The organism is Pseudomonas arabinosi, assembly GCF_047758675.1.
GTDB classification, from domain to species: Bacteria; Pseudomonadota; Gammaproteobacteria; order Pseudomonadales; family Pseudomonadaceae; genus Aquipseudomonas; species Aquipseudomonas arabinosi.
The window spans coordinates 6,538,125-6,555,027 of the sequence record NZ_CP180480.1; the positions used below are offsets into that span (position 1 = coordinate 6,538,125).

Genomic DNA, 16,903 nt, shown 5'->3' on the forward strand with positions numbered 1-16,903 from the left:
ATTGGTAGCCGTACCAGGTCTTGGGTCTGCCGGGCAGAACGATCGTCTGTCCTGCCTGTGGTGAGAAAACCGCCGAGTCCTGCAACTCAAGTCCCTGACGAATATCGATGGCTCGGTTGTAATCCACATCGTAATCCGGGACCCCTAAATGGTCCCGAAGCGGGAACAGTTTCGGGCTGTCGAAATGGACGGTGGATGCGCGTAAATCCACATCGGCAAACACCAGCAAGGGATTCGCAATCCAGGCATTCGATGCCTTGTCCAGGTAATAGCCGCCTTGTACATACCCCTTTTCAAGTCCATCAAAAAACAGCGCGACCTCCTTGGCTTCCTCCGCAATCGTCGCAAAACCTTCGGCCAGCGCAGTAATGCCCACTGCCAACCCGCCAAGAATCACCCCGGCGCCCCCCAGCACCGCGGCCACCGTACCCGCGCCAGCCAGGGCGGCCCCCAGACCCGCTGCGCCCAACACCGTACTCGCGGAGTCGAAGGCCAACTGCGTCCCGAACTGCGCCTTTTCAATCTCATTGGTGGCATGGCTCAACTGGTAAATATCAAACCCGACATTCACCATCCCCAGCACAGTACCGACGCCTTCGTTGGCGATATGGCTCAAAGCCTTTTGCACCAACGGCGCGCTGGTCCGAGCGATCAGCTTTTCATCGTCCAGTGCCTGGCGGACCAGTTTGATCACACCCATAACATCCACTACGTTGCCATGGGCCAGCTGGGCATAGTTCACGTAGGCATGCAGGCGAATGGCGGTGGTCAGGGCCTTGTCACCACCGCTGGCCGCGCCCTCGTGATGTCGCAGCGCATTCATCAGGGCCTGTATGGTGAAACCGGCATTGAGCGTATGAACGCTGCTGGCGTCCGTCGGATCAAGCGGATTGACCGGCGCACTCGGGCGAGCGGCCAATGAATGGAAGGTTTCGGAGAGGAAGTTTTTAATTCTCAGGAACCGGTGATCGCTGGTGGTGACACGCTCAATGGTCTGCCCGGCATCGGTGTTGACCAGACTGATTGTGTATTCCCCTGTTGGGGTTATCTCCAGTGTCTCGAACAACGCAACAGAATCCGAAGCCAGCCCGTGTTGCTCCTGCAACTGCCGTGTCGCCTGGGCGATCTGCCCACCCCACCAGTGAGCGTCCAGTTCCAGCAATGAACTGCCCAGGGCCGCATTGTTGACCAAAGACTGCCCCCGGGCACTGGCCAGTCGTTGTCTTGCCCGAGGCGCCTGCTCAGGCAACGCTCCCGGCGTCAACAGACTTGAGACCTGAGCACCGGACGCAAGCACCATGGCGTTCAGCCCTGCGCCATTGAGTTCGATCAAGTCAAAAGTCGGACGTGCCGCCTCCCCAAAGGCGGCGTAATGCCTGGCCATCTCCTTGCGGATGAAAAAGTGCGTCAGCGCCTTACTGAACATCGAAGCAGTCGCAAACTCGAAGATCCCGAAATTCGGATCGTAGAGCAGGTAAGCGCTGTGCGGCCCCTCGAGCGTTTTCGCAACCAGCATCGAGTGGTTGTCCGAGTTGAGCATCAGGGTGGTCGTGGCCGTTTTTTCTTCCAGCATCGCTACGATCTGAGTCAGATCGGAACGCATCAATGGCTTGCCCGATTCATTGACCGGGACGTCACGCAGTTCCTCAATCATGTTCACAAATCCCTTTGAGTCGCCGGCTTCAGGCTCGGTAACCGCCAGGTAAAAGCGTTCCCGCAAGGTATTTGCCCCGTCGCTGCCTTTATGGAGCGCAGCAGCCATGGCCAGTGCCAGTGGGTAACAGCGTCCGGCCACCCGATCGCCCGATCCTTCGAGCAACAAGTCCTGGGGCACCAATTTGAAACTGCCGTGATCAAAGCTCTCCAGCACTTCACCGATTCGCTCGCCAATTCGGTCGCGGTATTCGAGCTTCGCCACTTGCTGAATCCTGGCGACCAAACGTCCCCATTCCACCAGGGTCAGCGGACGTTCGAGTGCCTGTTTCTTGAGTTCAACACTCGTTTCGGACAAGGCCACGGGCGGGTTGGAAGCACTCGTCAGCCCGGCAAGGAAAGCCGGATGACTTTGCTTGAACAACTCGCGCTCAATGGCCCCGTAACGGTGGATGACGCCCAACTCCGACATCGTATTGGCAAGGTTTTCAAGCGTTGCACTGGCGGCATCGAAATGCTGGTTATCCAGCGCACTGACCCCCAACAGCCCACCGAGCAACAGTCGTTGCAGCGGGTTTAGTTTCACGGTGAGCAGTGGGTCTTTGGCGACCTGGCTCAGCAGTTCATCCACCGACAGGTTTTGTGTCGCCGCGTCCGGGAGGGATGCCGGGGGGCGGATGTTGGCGTCCTGAGCAATGATCGCTTGCCGGTCATCGAAGCTCAGGGACAACGGCTTTTCAAACGTCACGCTGCCGTTGTGGCGCTGACTCATTGCCTGGCGAAATGGCTCACCGAGATCATCGGCCAGTTGCTGCAACAGATCGGAGATCAACACATGACGACCTTCGATCACCGGCCAGCCTTCTTCGAAATCGATACGCTGGTACTTGAGCAGTTGTGTGACATCGCCGGCATAGCGGGTTTTGAACTGCCCGGCCTCCCAACGCTGCTTTTCTCTTTTCAGCCATTGAGCCGTATCACTCTCGTTCTCCTTCCAGGAGTGATCCAGCTCCTCCTCGGTCGCCCGGTTGACGGTTGCGATGGCGGGTATGGCGACTTCAGTTCTCGAAGCTTCAGCGCCTCGGGGGGTGAAATGCTTTTTTTCGTAATCCGCCAGCCCATCGCGCATCGCAGCAGGCCCAGACAGATAAATGGTCACTTCACTCTGTGGACGGATACCGTCGCTGTAGTACGTAGCGGCAGCTTCCATCAAAAAACTGACCGCTATTTCTTCCTCACTCGACAGTTCATGCAAGGGTCCGAACTTTTTCTCGACCACCTCCTTGGAAACCTTCATGACTGCCTGAGCGTCGATAAGCGCAATCTTTCGTTCAATGGCTAACCGGGCGGTGGCATCCACCACCTCATAGTTAAGCCTGAAACGCTCAAGAACGGCCTTGAGCATTGCCGAGCCGGGATGAGCCATCATGAACGCGTTACTCAACGTGCTTTGTTCGGCGACGGCACGCAATCCATCCAGTCGCACCTGACGTTCTACCGGGCGCCGGAAAACACTGCTGATATCAGGGCTGCTCTTGGCAAAAATCTCCAGCGCCTCACGGTGCTCCAGGGGAATTTGCTCGAAATAGTTTGTGTACCTGCTGCGTATAACCTGCCGACCCGGCATCCACTCAGGGTTGTGGTCAAGTATCAACTGCAAAACACCCAGGCGTGCATCCGAGCCAAATCGGCTGATATCCACCCCGCCCAGGTTTTCTAGCAGCGGCGGCAGGTTATCCACGTCTGCATAACTGCCACCGTCGGCGAACAGAGCCTCGGCGCGGACAATATCGGAGGCGGCAGCAAAGTTGCCACGCAAGCTGATTTCTCGTTCGTAGATGTCCTGCAAGTACAACGGTGTCGACTCGGTGGCGAGATCGCGAAGAACAACAGCGCCTTCTTTCAACGACAACAGACTCTTGCGGTTTTTTTCCCTTAGTACTTTCAACCGTCCTTCATCTTGGCCATAGGCTCGAACCAACAGATCAATCCTGGCGTCGTCGGCGCTCTCTCCGCGTTCTACCGCTTTATTAATGTGCACAAACATCTGCTGCTTGAGAGCAATGACCCGCTCTTCATACTGGTCACCTAGTTCAAAAGCGTTACGACTGGCCTGCCCGCCATTAAGCATGGCGTCAGCCTTGGCTGCCTCGACAATAATCCGATTGGTTTCGTAGGCCAGCAATGCATCGCTGTCGTACCAGAGTTTGAGGGTGTAACCCTGCCCAGACAGTGTCTGTTTCCAGATATTGATGTAGTCGCGCTGGATATCGCCCAAACCACCGCCGAGCCAGACAAAATGCAGATTGTCAGGAACGTCTGTTTTGGGCGTTTGCAACTGCTGCGTACCGTTTGACAAACGAGCCTCGAAACCTTCGAGCCGTTCGTAGATGTCTGTCACGTCGGGGGGCGCGCGCTCGGGAGGAAGCGACTCAGTCGCTCGTCGCGGTCGACCCACAGGCCCGACAAAAGATGCCAAAGCCTGCTTCAGCAGGCCCAGTGGCTCCAGCATCCGGGGCGAATCGAGCAAGTCGATGCAGCCTGAGTAATACCTGAAGACGGCGTCATACTCGTCGGTCCCCTTGTGCGAAATTAACGCCTGCTCAAGATCTTCAAGATTAAAAAGTTTTGCGAAGTTTACATATCCACCGATATACACAACATCCAAATCACTATTAAACAAGACACTCTCCAGCTTCAATACATGCAATTAAATTCTGCAAGCCAGCCGCGCAAATACCGCTCGACGATAACGTCAACCCTTTCGTATTTTTTAACGAGACCAGATCAATACGCGAAGCAACTACTTCACACAAGACAAAATTAAATCGTAAAAGCAGGCATTTCAAACCCGAAGAAATTCAATTAATTTCAACACAATCAAATTTGAAAAAAATAAAACCTTATATTGCCGACTTAAATAAGAACACTTAGACAAACCCAATCGCTGGAGCCGTCAGCAAACAGGCGGCGTAGTGACTCATGCGCAACGCCGAAGTTTTCGACTGCAAAAAAAACACTACGCAAAGGAAGAAATCAGCGACAGAAAACAGTATTAATTCGTCGTGGCGAGAGTCATAAATCCCACAACGACTGGTGAAATAAATGACGCATCAACGCCAAAGTGAAAGTGCCGAACCAGCAGACGGAAATGCATTAAGTGGAAAACGGCCCACGCGGGGCCGCTGTGGTTCAGGAGGCAGGCTTGATACCGTACCAGCGCGGCGTATACACCCACTCACCACCCTCGGCACGAGGAAATGCGCAGGTGGTGGACGAGCCGATCAGCACCATGGTGCGCATGTCGACCTGGTCGGGAGTCAGTTCGCCGAGCGTGGTGACCCGCAACGTCTGGCCAGGGCGGCCAATGTCGCGGCCCAGCACCACCACCGTTTCCGGTGTGCGATGCCGGCCGACGATTTCCAGGGCTTGGCCCAGTTGCCACGGCCGCGCACGGGAGATCGGGTTGTAGAACGCCAGCGCCAGATCGGCTTCGGCGGCCAGGTCCAGGCGCTTCTCGATGATCGCCCAGGGCTTGAGATTGTCCGATAGCGACATCACGCAGAAGTCATGCCCCAACGGTGCACCTGCTTGAGCGGCCGTAGCCAGTGACGCGGAAACACCCGGAAGAATCTCCAGATCAACGCTGTGCCAGCTCGGCTCACTCGACTCATGCAACGCTTCAAGCACCGCCGCCGCCATGGCGAACACGCCGGGATCACCGGACGACACCACAATCACCGAACGGCCTTGCGCCGCCAGCTCGAAGGCGTGACGGGCGCGCTGCATCTCTTCGCGGTTGTCGGTGCAATGCAGCACTTGGTCTTCGCGGAACGGCCCGGCCATGCGCACGTAGGTTTCGTAGCCGAGCACGTCGGTGGCCCTGGCCAGTTCAGCCTTGACTGCTGGCACCATCAGTTCGGCGGCGCCAGGGCCCAGACCGATTACCGCCAGGCGACCGCGTGCACGGCCGACCTGCGCAGCGTCCAGCGGCTGAGTGGCCACCGCGATGGCAATGCCGGTATCCGCGGACACGATGGTAGCGTTCGGCACGGTGTGGCGGGACAACTCGCTGACACCGCCGCTGACCGACGCAAACCGCAGAGGTACACCCAGTTCAAGTGCCGCTTCGCGTAATGCCGTGCTGGCCATGTTCAGATCGCTGGCCAACAGGCACGCCACCGATTGCACGGCGATTTTCGCTTGATGCAAGGCTGAGCGAATCGCGCCTGGCAGATCCACGACCTCGGCGGTCACCGCCACCAGCACATTGCGCGGGTAGATCATCAATTCATTGGCCGCAGGCGCGCGCTCGGCATGGCCGACATGGATCGACAGCTGCGCTTGAGGATCTTGCGGCAACTGCGCCTGCGCCAGCCACGGCGCAGCCCCTTCGACGCGTACGCTTTGGCCGGCGAGCAAATCCGAGACGAAGCGCTTGCCCAGTTCCAGATCGCCGAGGGCGTAACCGCTGGGTGGATTGAGCAGGCAGGTGCCGAAGCGCAATTCACCGCTGGTGGTGATCGCCGCAGCAACCTCGAGACCGGCAGCAATCTCGCGCGCCATGACGTTCACGCCACCTAGGCCGCCGAGCAACGGCACCACGGCACTGCCGTCTTCAGCCACGGCCAGCACTGGCGGCTCGGCGCCTTTTTCCAGTAGTAACGGCGCCAGGGTGCGGATCACAATGCCGGCCGCGCACAGAGCGATGATCGGAGTGTCCTGCTGATAGAACTCACGCAAGGTGGCGCCGAATTCGTGATAGACGCGGTCCGCGCCTTCCACCCGTTCGGCCAGACCATGGATCAATGCGCCAGGGTATAGCTGCGCAATCTTGCGCGCGGTCGCGAGGCTGCCATTGCCCAGAATGACAATCGCCGGAACTGGACGGGCCATCAGCCTTGCCACCGTTCGCCGGGCACAATGATCAGCGAGAAGTACGGCGAGGACATCGGCTCGACCTGATCCAGCGGGACGATTTTCTGGTTGGCCATGGTCGCGCGTTCAACGTACAGCGCACGTTCCGCCAGCCCGAGTTCTTCGAGCACCTGACGGACCTTGGGAAAGTTGCGCCCCAGCTTCATGATCACGGCGGCATCGGCATCGGCCAGGCGACGCTTGAGATCGTCGGCGGGCAACACACCCGACAGCACTGACAAACTCTGATTGCGATACACCAGCGGCGCACCCAGCACTGAAGCGCCGCCGAGCATCGAGCAAACGCCCGGCACAACTTCGGCTTCATAACGCTCAGCCAGTCGATCGTGCAGGTACATGTAGGAGCCGTAGAAGAACGGATCGCCTTCGCAGATCACCGCCACGTCACGGCCAGCGTCCAGGTGCGCGGCCAGCTCTTCGCCGGCCGCATCGTAGAAATCGCTGATCACTTGTTCGTACGACAGCGGCGCCGGCAACGCTTCTGTGGTCACCGGATACACCAGCGGCAGCAGCGTTTGCGCGTCCTGCAAATGCGCCTCGATGATACCGAACGCATTGCCCTTTTTGCCCTTGGCGACGAAGTACGCCACCACCGGCGATTCGCGCAGCAGGCGCAGGGCTTTGACGGTAATCAGTTCCGGATCACCGGGGCCGACGCCCAGGCCGATCAAACGTCCAGGTTGCTGCATCATTCGATCTCCGTGGCGAGGGCGTTGACGGCGGCGGCGGCCATGGCGCTGCCGCCCAGCCGGCCTTGCATGATGACGAAAGGCACGCCACGGCTGTCTGCCGCGAGCGCTGCCTTGGATTCGGCGGCGCCGACGAAGCCCACCGGGAAGCCGAGGATCAATGCCGGTTTTGGCGCGCCGGCGTCGAGCATTTCCAACAGATAAAACAGCGCGGTCGGCGCGTTGCCGATCACCACTACGCTGCCTTCCAGGTGCGGGCGCCATAGTTCCAGCGCGGCGGCGGAGCGGGTGTTGCCCAGTTCGCGGGCCAGCTGCGGAACGCTTTCATCGCGCAGGGTGCAGATGACTTCGTTGTTCGCAGGCAAACGCGTGCGGGTCACGCCTTCGCTGACCATCCGCGCGTCGCACAGAATCGGTGCACCGGCGGCCAGCGCCTCACGCCCGGCCTTGCCCGCGCCTTCGGAGAATTGCAGCCCGTCGATAGCGTCGACCATGCCGCAGGCGTGGATCACTCGAACCGCGAGCTTTTCCAGATCGGCCGGAATACGCTCGAGGTTGGCCTCGGCACGAATTATCGCGAAGGAGTTGCGATAGATCTCCTGACCGTCGCGGATGTAATCAAGCATCAAGGGGGCTCCGTGAGCGGGCGTCGAGCAAGGCTGCGACCGCTTCAATAGTAAGGTTGTGTGCATGCAGCGCGCCGAAGCCCGGCTGCGCCGCATCGCGAAAATAGAGGTCGTAGTGACCGGGTGAAACCGCCAGCAACGTGACCGGCGCGATGTGCGCGGCCGCACAGGAACGCTGGCAACCGGACAGGTGCACGTTCAATGCCTGTCCGTGACGTTGCAGCAGCGCCGCCAGTTGTCGGGCATCGCCCTTGGTGTCGGCCAGGCCTTTGCCGCAGCCGGTCGAGCCGGTGCAGGCGACCAGGTGCGCCAAGGCATCGTCGGCCGAGCAACGCAGACCGAGTTGTTCAAGGTTGTGGATAACTTGCGGCGCATCGTCGGCATGAACACCGGGTAACAACAGGTTTTGCCAAGGTGTGAAACGCAGGTTTCCGTCACCCTGTTCACGTGCCAGTTGTGCGACGCCTCTGAGCATCGCGGGATTGAGGCGACCCAGCGGTGGCACCGCGCCTATATACACATGTTCGGCGTCGCGTTGAGGATGAGTGCCTATGTGCAAGACACTCGGACTTACTTTGCGCTGCCAACCCGTGATGGGCATCAACGGCACACGTTTGGCCAGACGGGAGAGGAATTCGTTGAGCGAGCATTCAGCGAGCAAATGCCGCATGCGTGTCTGGTCGGGACTCGCCAGGTCGAGAAACAACTCCAGCACCGCGACCACCAGCGCATGACCCTTTTCCAATGACACCGCGCCTACAGGCGAATCCACGGGACACCCTGCCAGACCGAATGCAAAAACCAGCTCGCCGTCTCGCTCAGTGACGGACAACCACAGGTCATGAGGATGTTCGAGCATCGCCAAGCCTTCGCCGCCATCCAGTTGCACGGCAAACTTGGCACTCAGGTCGTGAAAGCGTTCATGGCTTTGCAGCGTAGCGAGGATCTTTTCGGCCAGCTGACGCGTGTCGAACAGCATCTGCTGATCAATCCCGGCGCTGGGGCTGAGCATCAGATTGCGCACATCGTCGCCAGCGGCAGTGCTTGGGCCCAACCCTGCTGCCATCAGGCCGTCGATCAAGGCGCCATGTTCACTGCCGATCCCGCGAATTTGCAGGTTGGCGCGGTTGGTCGCCTCGATCACGCCGCCGGCGAAGCGTTCAGCTGCACTGGCGACCGCATCGGCCTGGGCCGCACTGATCGAACCGCCATCCAACTTGATCCGGCAGATACCGCCATCCAGCGCCTGGACGATACGCAGCAACCCCGGGCAGGCCGAGGGGCGTAAGGCTGAGGACATCGGGCGTTCGTTCAAGGGGGCGACCGGCTGTGTGGGAAAGGCGCTTCGCGGGCGAAGGCGCGGTATTATGCCTGCTTTGTTCGACGGCATGAAAAGCCTGCCCGTCGGAACAGTCCGTTTGAGGACTATATTTGAGGGCTATAGATGTCACCGTGGCTGACAGTAGTGGGAATCGGCGAAGACGGCTTCAAAGGCCTGGGCAAAAACGCCCGGCACGCGCTGCTGCGCGCTTCGCGGATCATTGGCGGTCAGCGGCAACTGGATTTGCTGCCGGTGTGCATCCGTGGCGAACGGCAGTTGTGGCCCAGCCCTTTCTCCCTTGAGCCGGTTTTAGCGCTGCGCGGCGAACCGGTCTGCGTACTGGCCAGCGGCGATCCGATGTTCTTCGGCGTGGGCGCGAGCCTTGCCCGAAACCTGCCCAGCGATGAAATGCTGATACTGCCGGCGCCCTCCTCCTGCTCGCTGGCGGCAGCGCGAATGGGCTGGCCGTTGCAGGATGTGGTTACGCTTTCGGTGGTAGCTCGTCCCGTCGCCGCACTCACTGCGCAGTTGTTCAGCGGTGTTCGCTTGCTGGTGTTGAGCAACGACGGTCAGAGTCCGGCAGCGATCGCCACGCTGTTGCGTGAACACGGTTTCGGGCCGAGTCGCCTCACCGTGCTGGAACACCTGGGCGGTGCAGCCGAACGACGCATCGAGGGTGTCGCCAATGACTGGACCGATCCGCCCATCGCAGACCTGAACCTGATCGCCATCGAGTGCATCGCTGAACCCAACACGCTGCGCCTCTCCCGACTGGCCGGTTTGCCGGACTCAGCCTTCAAACACGACGGCCAACTGACCAAACGCGACGTGCGCGCCATCACGCTCGCACGTCTTGCCCCGATCCACGGCGAACTGCTGTGGGACGTCGGCGCCGGCAGCGGCTCGATCGGCATCGAATGGATGCGCGCTCACCCAAGTTGCCGGGCGCTGGCCATCGAAGCTGACGAAGGGCGACAAGGGTTGATCGAGCACAACCGCGATGCCCTCGGTGTGCCCGGTCTGCAACTGATTCGCGGCAGTGCGCCGCAAGCCCTGGACCGACTCGAACGCCCGAACGCGATTTTCATCGGCGGTGGCGTCACCCGCGAGGGCGTGCTCGACACCTGCTGGGCACAACTCAAACCCGGCGGCCGACTGATCGCCAACGCCGTCACGTTGCAAAGTGAAATGACTTTGATGGCTTGGCGCGAGCAGCACGGCGGCGAGCTGACGCGGATCCATATCGCTCAAGCCCAACCGCTGGGAGACTTCGATACCTGGCGTCAGGCGTTGCCGATTACCTTGCTGGAAGTGACGAAGCCTTTCGATGCGTGACGAAACCGCTGAACAACCCGCACCGTTGCGCAGCGGCCTGACCACCGGCAGCTGCGCCACCGCCACCTGCCTTGCGGCGGCTCGACTATTGCTCGGCGGCACCTCGACGGATGCGGTGCAGATCGTATTGCCCAAAGGCAAACAGGTGCAGATGCGTCTGGAGTTCTGTCGGTTGATGGATAACGGCGCCGAGGCCGGGACGATCAAGGACGCGGGCGACGACCCCGACGTGACCCATGGCGCGCTGCTCTACTCCCACGTGCGACTGAACACGGCGCCGGGCATTCGCTTCAATGCCGGTCGCGGCGTCGGCACGGTGACCCGGCCGGGGCTGGTGCTGGGCGTCGGCGAACCCGCGATCAACCCGGTACCGCGCAAGATGATCACCGATCACTTGACCCTGCTGGCCGAAGAACTCGATTACCGCGGCGGTTTCGACGTCACGGTGAACGTCGAAGGCGGTGAAGCGCTGGCCCTGAAAACCATGAACCCGCGCCTGGGGATTCTCGGCGGTTTGTCGATCCTCGGCACCAGCGGCATCGTCCGGCCGTTTTCCTGTGCGGCCTACATCGCCTCGATCCATCAGGGCATCGACGTCGCAAAAACCAACGGCTACCTGCACATCGCCGCCTGCACCGGAAATGCCAGCGAAGACACCATGCGCCGGGTCTACGACCTGCCGGAAATCGCCCTGATCGAAATGGGCGACTTCGTCGGCGCCGTGCTCAAACATCTGCGCAAAGTGCCTGTGGATAAACTCAGCCTGTGCGGTGGTTTCGGCAAGATCAGCAAGCTGGCGGCCGGGCACATGGATTTGCATAGCCGGCATTCGAGCATCGACCTGCCGCAACTGGCCGAGTGGGCGGCGGCGATTGGTGCCGATGAGGTATTGCAGCAAGGGATTCGCGAGGCCAACACCAGTCAGCAAGCCTTGGCGATGGCCAGTGCGGCGGGCATCGCCCTCGGTGATGCGGTGTGTCAGCACGCGCTGGACTTTGCCCGCAGCGTGGTGCCGGTGCAGATTCAGGTTGAAGTATTTGCCATCGATCGCCAGGGCGGGATTGTCGGCCATGCGGGAGCTTTTCAATGAAGCGCGTGTTGTTGCTCGGTGGCGTCACGGAAGCCTTGGCCATCGCCCGGACCCTCGGGCCGGAACACATCTATAGCCTGGCCGGTGTCGGTCGCGTGCCAACGGATTTGACCTGCCAGGTTCGCGTTGGCGGTTACGGCGGTGCCGAAGGGCTTGCGCAGTTCATTCGCGATGAAGGGATCGACCTGCTGCTGGACGCCACCCACCCCTACGCCGCACAAATCAGCCAGAACGCCGCCACCGCTGCGCGGCTGAGCGGTATTGCCTGCTGGGCGTTAAGGCGCCCGGCCTGGCAACCACAGGCCGACGATGACTGGCGAGATGTCAGCGACTGGGCCGAGTTGATCGAGGCCCTCAAACCTTTCCGCAGACCGTTGTTCACCCTCGGCCGCGAACCCTTGCAGCATCTGCATGAAATCCCGCCAGAGCAATTCTGGACCCTGCGTGCTCTGGACGTTTACCCCGGTAACGAACGCTGCGAAGTCATCGGCGCGCGCGGGCCGTTTCTGATCGAGGATGAACGTGAACTGTTTGAACGTCGGCAGATTGATGCACTGATCAGCAAGAACAGCGGTAGTACAGCGACCGAGCCGAAGCTGGAAGTGGCACGGGAGCGTGGGGTGCCGGTGATCGTTTTGCAGCGGCCGGTGTTGCCGGAGGTTGATCGGGAGTTTGGGTCGGTGAGTGAAGTACTGAAAGCCCTATCGGTGTAAGACGATTCCTGAGATCTCCATAACCTTGCGACTTTGCCGGCAACACTCTCGGACGGAGCCGGCTATCCACTCTATGGCTTCAATCCTATAGTCCGAGCCCTCTGATCCTAACGAGCACACCAACCTTACATCCTAAGGGACGACTAAATTCGCCCCGAGGAAAGTGCGGCTTGCCAACCTGTATCCCAAGGAATACGATCAAGCATGATCGACTTCGAACGATCCCGAGCATTTGCCGATTGGCTTGATTCACTGAGAGACGTCATTGGTAAAGTTCGAATCATCGCTAGGCTTCGGGCCGCCGAGCATGGAAATTTTGGAGATTGCGAACCCGTAGGCGGGGCTGTTTATGAAATGCGTGTGCATTACGGCCCCGGCTACAGGATGTATTTCACCCGCCGAGGTGAAGTGGTTTATCTGCTGTTGGTGGGCGGCGACAAGTCGACTCAAAAACGAGACATCAAACGCGCCATTCAAATGGCGCAAAACATCGGTAATGAGGAGTAAATCATGGCCGAACAATTCACCCGTTTCGATGCCGCCGAATTTCTAAAAACACCTGAAGAAATGGCCGCTTACCTGGACGCCTGTTTTGAGGAAGATGCTGGCGACGGAGTGCTCATACGTGCAGCCCTTAACGACATAGCTCGAGCAAAGGGCATGACACAGATTGCCCGTGATGCGGGGCTGGGTCGTGAAAGTCTGTACAAAGCACTGGGCAGCACTGGCAATCCGGAATTCGCTACTATCATGAAGGTTATGAAAGCTTTGGGCCTGCGCTTGCACGCCAGCACTCTCTGACTGCGCTGCGACACCACACCGCACGCCGCTTTTTTACTTATCGGCCCTGATCAGGCTAAATAGCCGCGCCTGATCGCCCACCCAACCGGATTTGTCCCATGTCCCGACAACGGCTCGCATTTGCCTGGATAGCCTGCTTCGCAGTGCTGTTCAACATGCTCGCCATGCCGATGACGGGAGCGATGGCGCAGACGGCGAAATCACCCGCCGAGCAGTTGTTGTGGGGCAGTTTCTGTTCGTCCAGCGGCACCAAGATGGTGGCGATTTCCCTGGGCGATATCGAACAGAAAACCCCGCAGAGTGACGATCACTCCAACATGCAGCATTGCTGGTGCTGTTCAGGTTCCGCGCCGCTGGTGGCGTTGCCCGGGCATGTGCCGCAACTGTACTTCGCGCGTTTCGAGGCCAATCGAAGCCTGCCTGATGCCTCTCTCGATACACCGACACCGCGCCAGCAATGGCCAAGTCTTAATCCCCGCGCTTCCCCTCTGGTGTGATTCCTTCTCGCAATTGACCTGCGTTTTGAATCGTTCTGGAGAACTGCCATGTTGAACAAACTCATCGTCCTGGCTGTGTTGCTGCTGCCTGCCTGTTTTGCCAATGCCCACGAATACAAGGCCGGGGAGCTGGAAATTGCGCACCCGTGGTCGCAAGAGTTGCCGCCAAACGCGCCAACGGTCGCGGCGTATTTCGTGATTCACAACGGTGGCAAAACCGCTGACCGCTTGCTCAGTGTCGACTCGCCCATTGCTGGCGTTGCCCAGTTGCACGAGCACGTCATGCAGAACGATCTGATGAAAATGCAGCACGTGCCGAGTGTCGAAATCCCGGCCGGCGGCGAAGTTACTTTTGCGCCAATGGCCTACCACGTGATGCTGCTCGAACTGAAAGACCGCAGCCTGTTGAGCGACGGCAAACGCTTCCCACTGACGATGCATTTCGAGAAGTCTGGCGACGTGACGGTCGACGTCTCGGTGCAGAAGAAGCCGCCGGAAGGCATGCAGATGCACGTCCACGCCCAGTAAGCGTCTGAGCAAAAACGCCCATGCGCCCGCTTAGCGCCAGGTCATCCGCACACCGTCGTCAGCCGTTAAGCCTGACGCGCGGGAGCTGGATCAGCCTGTTCGCCATGTTGATGATCTTTATCGGCCCGCTGATTTCTCAGTCGATGCCGATGGATCAACGCGCCTCTGCTCTGATGAAAGTATCCATGACCATGTCGATGGACATGAGCATGGACATGTCGGCGATGGATCACGCCGACCACGACGCACAACCCGCTGCCGAACACTGCCCACCAAAAGCCTCACATCACGCGCTCTGGGAAAAATGCGGCTATTGCAGCCTGCTGTTCAATTGCCCGGCGCTGACCGGCGGCCAGTCTTTCGTCGCATTCGACACACCAACAGCCAGCACCTTCACCACACCTTCCCCTCGCCTGGGCCACGCCCGGCAAACCTTCTTCCCTGGCGCCCGCACCCGCGCCCCGCCCATCGCCGCGTAAACCCTCACATCCGATCTCACACGGTTTAGAAGACAGCCGCAGGCTGCCGGCCGTGTCGTTTACGACTGTTCGATGGAAATTGTCATGTCCAGGTTTTCTGCTGACACACGCTTGAGCGCTGCCCAAGCTTCTTTTGCCTTGAACGAATCCAGCATTCGTTTCAGGCACGCCACCGCCTTCCTTTGCGGTGCACTGCTGACACCCATGGTGCTGGCCGATGAACACGCCGGTCACAGTGAAGAACTGAGCCCGACGGTGATCACCGCCATCGCGCCGAGTTCGCCACTGACCATCGTCACCAATCCCAAGGACCCGCGCCAACCGGTGCCGGCCAGCGACGGTGGCGATTACCTGAAAACCATTCCCGGCTTCGCCCTGGTGCGCAATGGCGGCACCAACGGCGACCCGGTGTTGCGCGGCATGTTCGGCTCGCGGTTGAACATCCTCACCAACGGCGGCCAGTTGCTCGGCGCCTGCCCCGGCCGGATGGACGCACCGACTTCGTACATCTCGCCGGAAACCTACGACAAACTGACCGTGATCAAAGGCCCACAAACCGTGCTCTGGGGACCGGGCGCGTCGGCCGGGACCATCCTCTTCGACCGTGAGCCGGAGAGCTTCGGCGAACTCGGCACTCGGGTGAACGCCAGCGTGCTGGCTGGCTCCAACGGCCGCTTCGACAAAGTGGTGGACGCTGCTGCCGGCGGGCCATTGGGTTACGTGCGAGTGATCGGCAACACCGCGCACGCCGACGACTACCGGGACGGCAACAACGACACCGTTCCGTCGCGCTATGACAAATGGAACGGCGACGTCGCGGTGGGCTGGACCCCGGACGCCGACACCCTGCTGGAGCTCACCGCCGGCAAGGGCGATGGCGAAGCGCGTTACGCCGGGCGCGGCATGGACGGCTCGCAGTTCAAGCGCGAAAGCCTGGGCCTGCGTTTCGAGAAGTCGAACATCGGCGACGTGCTGGATAAGGTCGAGGCGCAGGTTTACTACAACTACGCCGACCACGTGATGGACAACTACACCCTGCGCACACCGTCCGGCACCGGAATGATGGCCGGCCCGATGGCCTCCAATGTCGACCGTCGAACCCTCGGCGCACGGATCAAAGCCACCTGGCGCTGGGCCGATGTGCAGTTGATCAGCGGCCTCGATGCGCAGACCAGCGAACATCGCCAACGCAGCGCCATGGGCATCGACGTCTACAAGGATCTGCCGCGCAACAAGGACGCCGACTTCCACAATTACGGCGTGTTCAGCGAATTGACCTGGTACGCCGCCGACCGTGACCGGCTGATTACCGGCGCGCGCCTGGACCGTGCTTCGGCCAAGGATTTCCGGCAGACCACTGGCTCCGGGATGATGGCGCGCCCCAACCCGACCGCCGACGACACCCGCGCCGACACACTGCCGAGCGGCTTCGTCCGTTACGAGCATGACCTGGCCGACAGCCCCACCACGCTGTATGCCGGCCTCGGTCACACCCAGCGTTTCCCGGATTACTGGGAGCTGTTTTCACCCAAGTCCGGCCCCGCCGGCTCGGTGAATGCCTTCGATTCGATCAAGCCTGAAAAAACCACCCAGCTCGACTTCGGCCTGCAATACAAGACCGAAGACCTCGAAGCCTGGGCCTCGGGTTATGTCGGGCAGGTGCGCGACTACATCCTGTTCAACTACACGCCAACAATGATGGGCATGACCTCGCAAGCACAGAACATCGACGCGCGGATCATGGGCGGCGAATTGGGTGCGGCCTACAAGCTAACCAGCCACTGGAAAGCCGACGCGACCCTGGCCTACGCCTGGGGCAAGAACAGCAGCGACGGCAACGCACTGCCGCAAATGCCGCCGCTCGATGCCCGTTTCGGCCTGACCTACAGCGAAGACAACTGGAGCGCCGGGGCCTTGTGGCGCGTGGTCGCGGCGCAAAACCGCATCGACCAGAACAAGGGCAACGTGGTCGGCAAGGACTTCGGCAAGACCCCGGGTTTTGGCGTGTTCTCGCTCAATGGCGCGTACCGGATCAACAAAAACTGGAAGGTCAGCACGGGCGTCGACAACCTGTTTGGCAAGGCGTATGCCGAGCACTTGAACCTGGCCGGCAACGCTGGTTTTGGCTACCCGGCCAATGACCCGCAAGCCATTAAAGAACCGGGGCGAACGCTCTGGACCAAAGTGGACATGAGTTTCTAACAAGAAAAGTCAAAAGATCGCAGGCTGCGCC

General features: G+C 60.1%; 13 protein-coding genes and 1 pseudogene. 9 read left to right on the forward strand and 5 right to left on the reverse strand.

The window, feature by feature from the left end; translation table 11 throughout:
• Positions 1 to 25: 25 nt before the first annotated feature.
• The 5 genes and pseudogenes from ACMXYJ_RS30395 to cobG form a co-directional block, all read right to left on the reverse strand.
• A pseudogene (locus ACMXYJ_RS30395) lies at positions 26 to 4,165 on the reverse strand (TcdA/TcdB catalytic glycosyltransferase domain-containing protein); the annotation flags it as partial.
• A gap of 680 nt (positions 4,166 to 4,845) precedes the next feature.
• Entirely contained in the window at positions 4,846 to 6,549 is a 1,704-nt protein-coding gene (gene cobJ / locus ACMXYJ_RS30400; protein WP_415758098.1) for a precorrin-3B C(17)-methyltransferase, read from the reverse strand.
• Positions 6,549 to 7,280: a precorrin-2 C(20)-methyltransferase gene (locus ACMXYJ_RS30405; RefSeq protein WP_033053597.1), complete on the reverse strand. Its 732-nt coding sequence runs from the start codon at positions 7,278 to 7,280 to the stop codon at positions 6,549 to 6,551. Before ACMXYJ_RS30405 ends, cobJ begins: the two co-directional genes overlap by 1 nt.
• The gene (locus tag ACMXYJ_RS30410; protein ID WP_415758099.1) at positions 7,280 to 7,906 is read right to left on the reverse strand and encodes a precorrin-8X methylmutase; all 627 of its coding nucleotides are present in this window, start codon (positions 7,904 to 7,906) and stop codon (positions 7,280 to 7,282) included. The genes ACMXYJ_RS30405 and ACMXYJ_RS30410 overlap by 1 nt, the downstream gene beginning before the upstream one ends.
• On the reverse strand, positions 7,899 to 9,206 hold the full coding sequence (gene cobG, locus ACMXYJ_RS30415; protein WP_415758100.1) for a precorrin-3B synthase: 1,308 nt from the start codon (positions 9,204 to 9,206) through the stop codon (positions 7,899 to 7,901). Before cobG ends, ACMXYJ_RS30410 begins: the two co-directional genes overlap by 8 nt.
• 144 nt (positions 9,207 to 9,350) lie before the next feature.
• On the opposite strand from cobG, the gene cbiE reads away from it, so the two are divergent.
• From cbiE to ACMXYJ_RS30460, 9 genes are all read left to right on the forward strand, one after another.
• Positions 9,351 to 10,562 (forward strand): precorrin-6y C5,15-methyltransferase (decarboxylating) subunit CbiE, encoded by a 1,212-nt coding sequence (gene cbiE, locus ACMXYJ_RS30420; RefSeq protein ID WP_415758101.1) that lies wholly within the window; start codon positions 9,351 to 9,353, stop codon positions 10,560 to 10,562.
• Positions 10,555 to 11,652, forward strand: coding sequence for a cobalt-precorrin-5B (C(1))-methyltransferase (locus ACMXYJ_RS30425; RefSeq protein WP_415758102.1), 1,098 nt, complete (start codon positions 10,555 to 10,557; stop codon positions 11,650 to 11,652). Before cbiE ends, ACMXYJ_RS30425 begins: the two co-directional genes overlap by 8 nt.
• A complete protein-coding gene (locus ACMXYJ_RS30430; RefSeq protein WP_415758103.1) occupies positions 11,649 to 12,365 on the forward strand; it encodes a cobalt-precorrin-6A reductase in 717 nt (238 codons plus the stop codon). Before ACMXYJ_RS30425 ends, ACMXYJ_RS30430 begins: the two co-directional genes overlap by 4 nt.
• A gap of 204 nt (positions 12,366 to 12,569) precedes the next feature.
• Entirely contained in the window at positions 12,570 to 12,872 is a 303-nt protein-coding gene (locus ACMXYJ_RS30435; RefSeq protein WP_415758104.1) for a type II toxin-antitoxin system RelE/ParE family toxin, read from the forward strand.
• Positions 12,873 to 12,875: 3 nt separating this feature from the next.
• Positions 12,876 to 13,166, forward strand: coding sequence for an addiction module antidote protein (locus ACMXYJ_RS30440; RefSeq protein WP_149630208.1), 291 nt, complete (start codon positions 12,876 to 12,878; stop codon positions 13,164 to 13,166).
• A gap of 98 nt (positions 13,167 to 13,264) precedes the next feature.
• Positions 13,265 to 13,663: a DUF2946 domain-containing protein gene (locus tag ACMXYJ_RS30445; protein WP_415758105.1), complete on the forward strand. Its 399-nt coding sequence runs from the start codon at positions 13,265 to 13,267 to the stop codon at positions 13,661 to 13,663.
• A 48-nt stretch (positions 13,664 to 13,711) separates the two neighbouring features.
• Entirely contained in the window at positions 13,712 to 14,191 is a 480-nt protein-coding gene (locus ACMXYJ_RS30450) for a copper chaperone PCu(A)C (RefSeq protein WP_415758106.1), read from the forward strand.
• Positions 14,192 to 14,211: 20 nt separating this feature from the next.
• Complete coding sequence (locus ACMXYJ_RS30455; RefSeq protein ID WP_415758107.1) at positions 14,212 to 14,670, forward strand: DUF2946 domain-containing protein; 459 nt, start codon at positions 14,212 to 14,214, stop codon at positions 14,668 to 14,670.
• Between the two features lie 84 nt (positions 14,671 to 14,754).
• Positions 14,755 to 16,872: a TonB-dependent copper receptor gene (locus tag ACMXYJ_RS30460; protein WP_415758108.1), complete on the forward strand. Its 2,118-nt coding sequence runs from the start codon at positions 14,755 to 14,757 to the stop codon at positions 16,870 to 16,872.
• Positions 16,873 to 16,903: the final 31 nt, after the last annotated feature.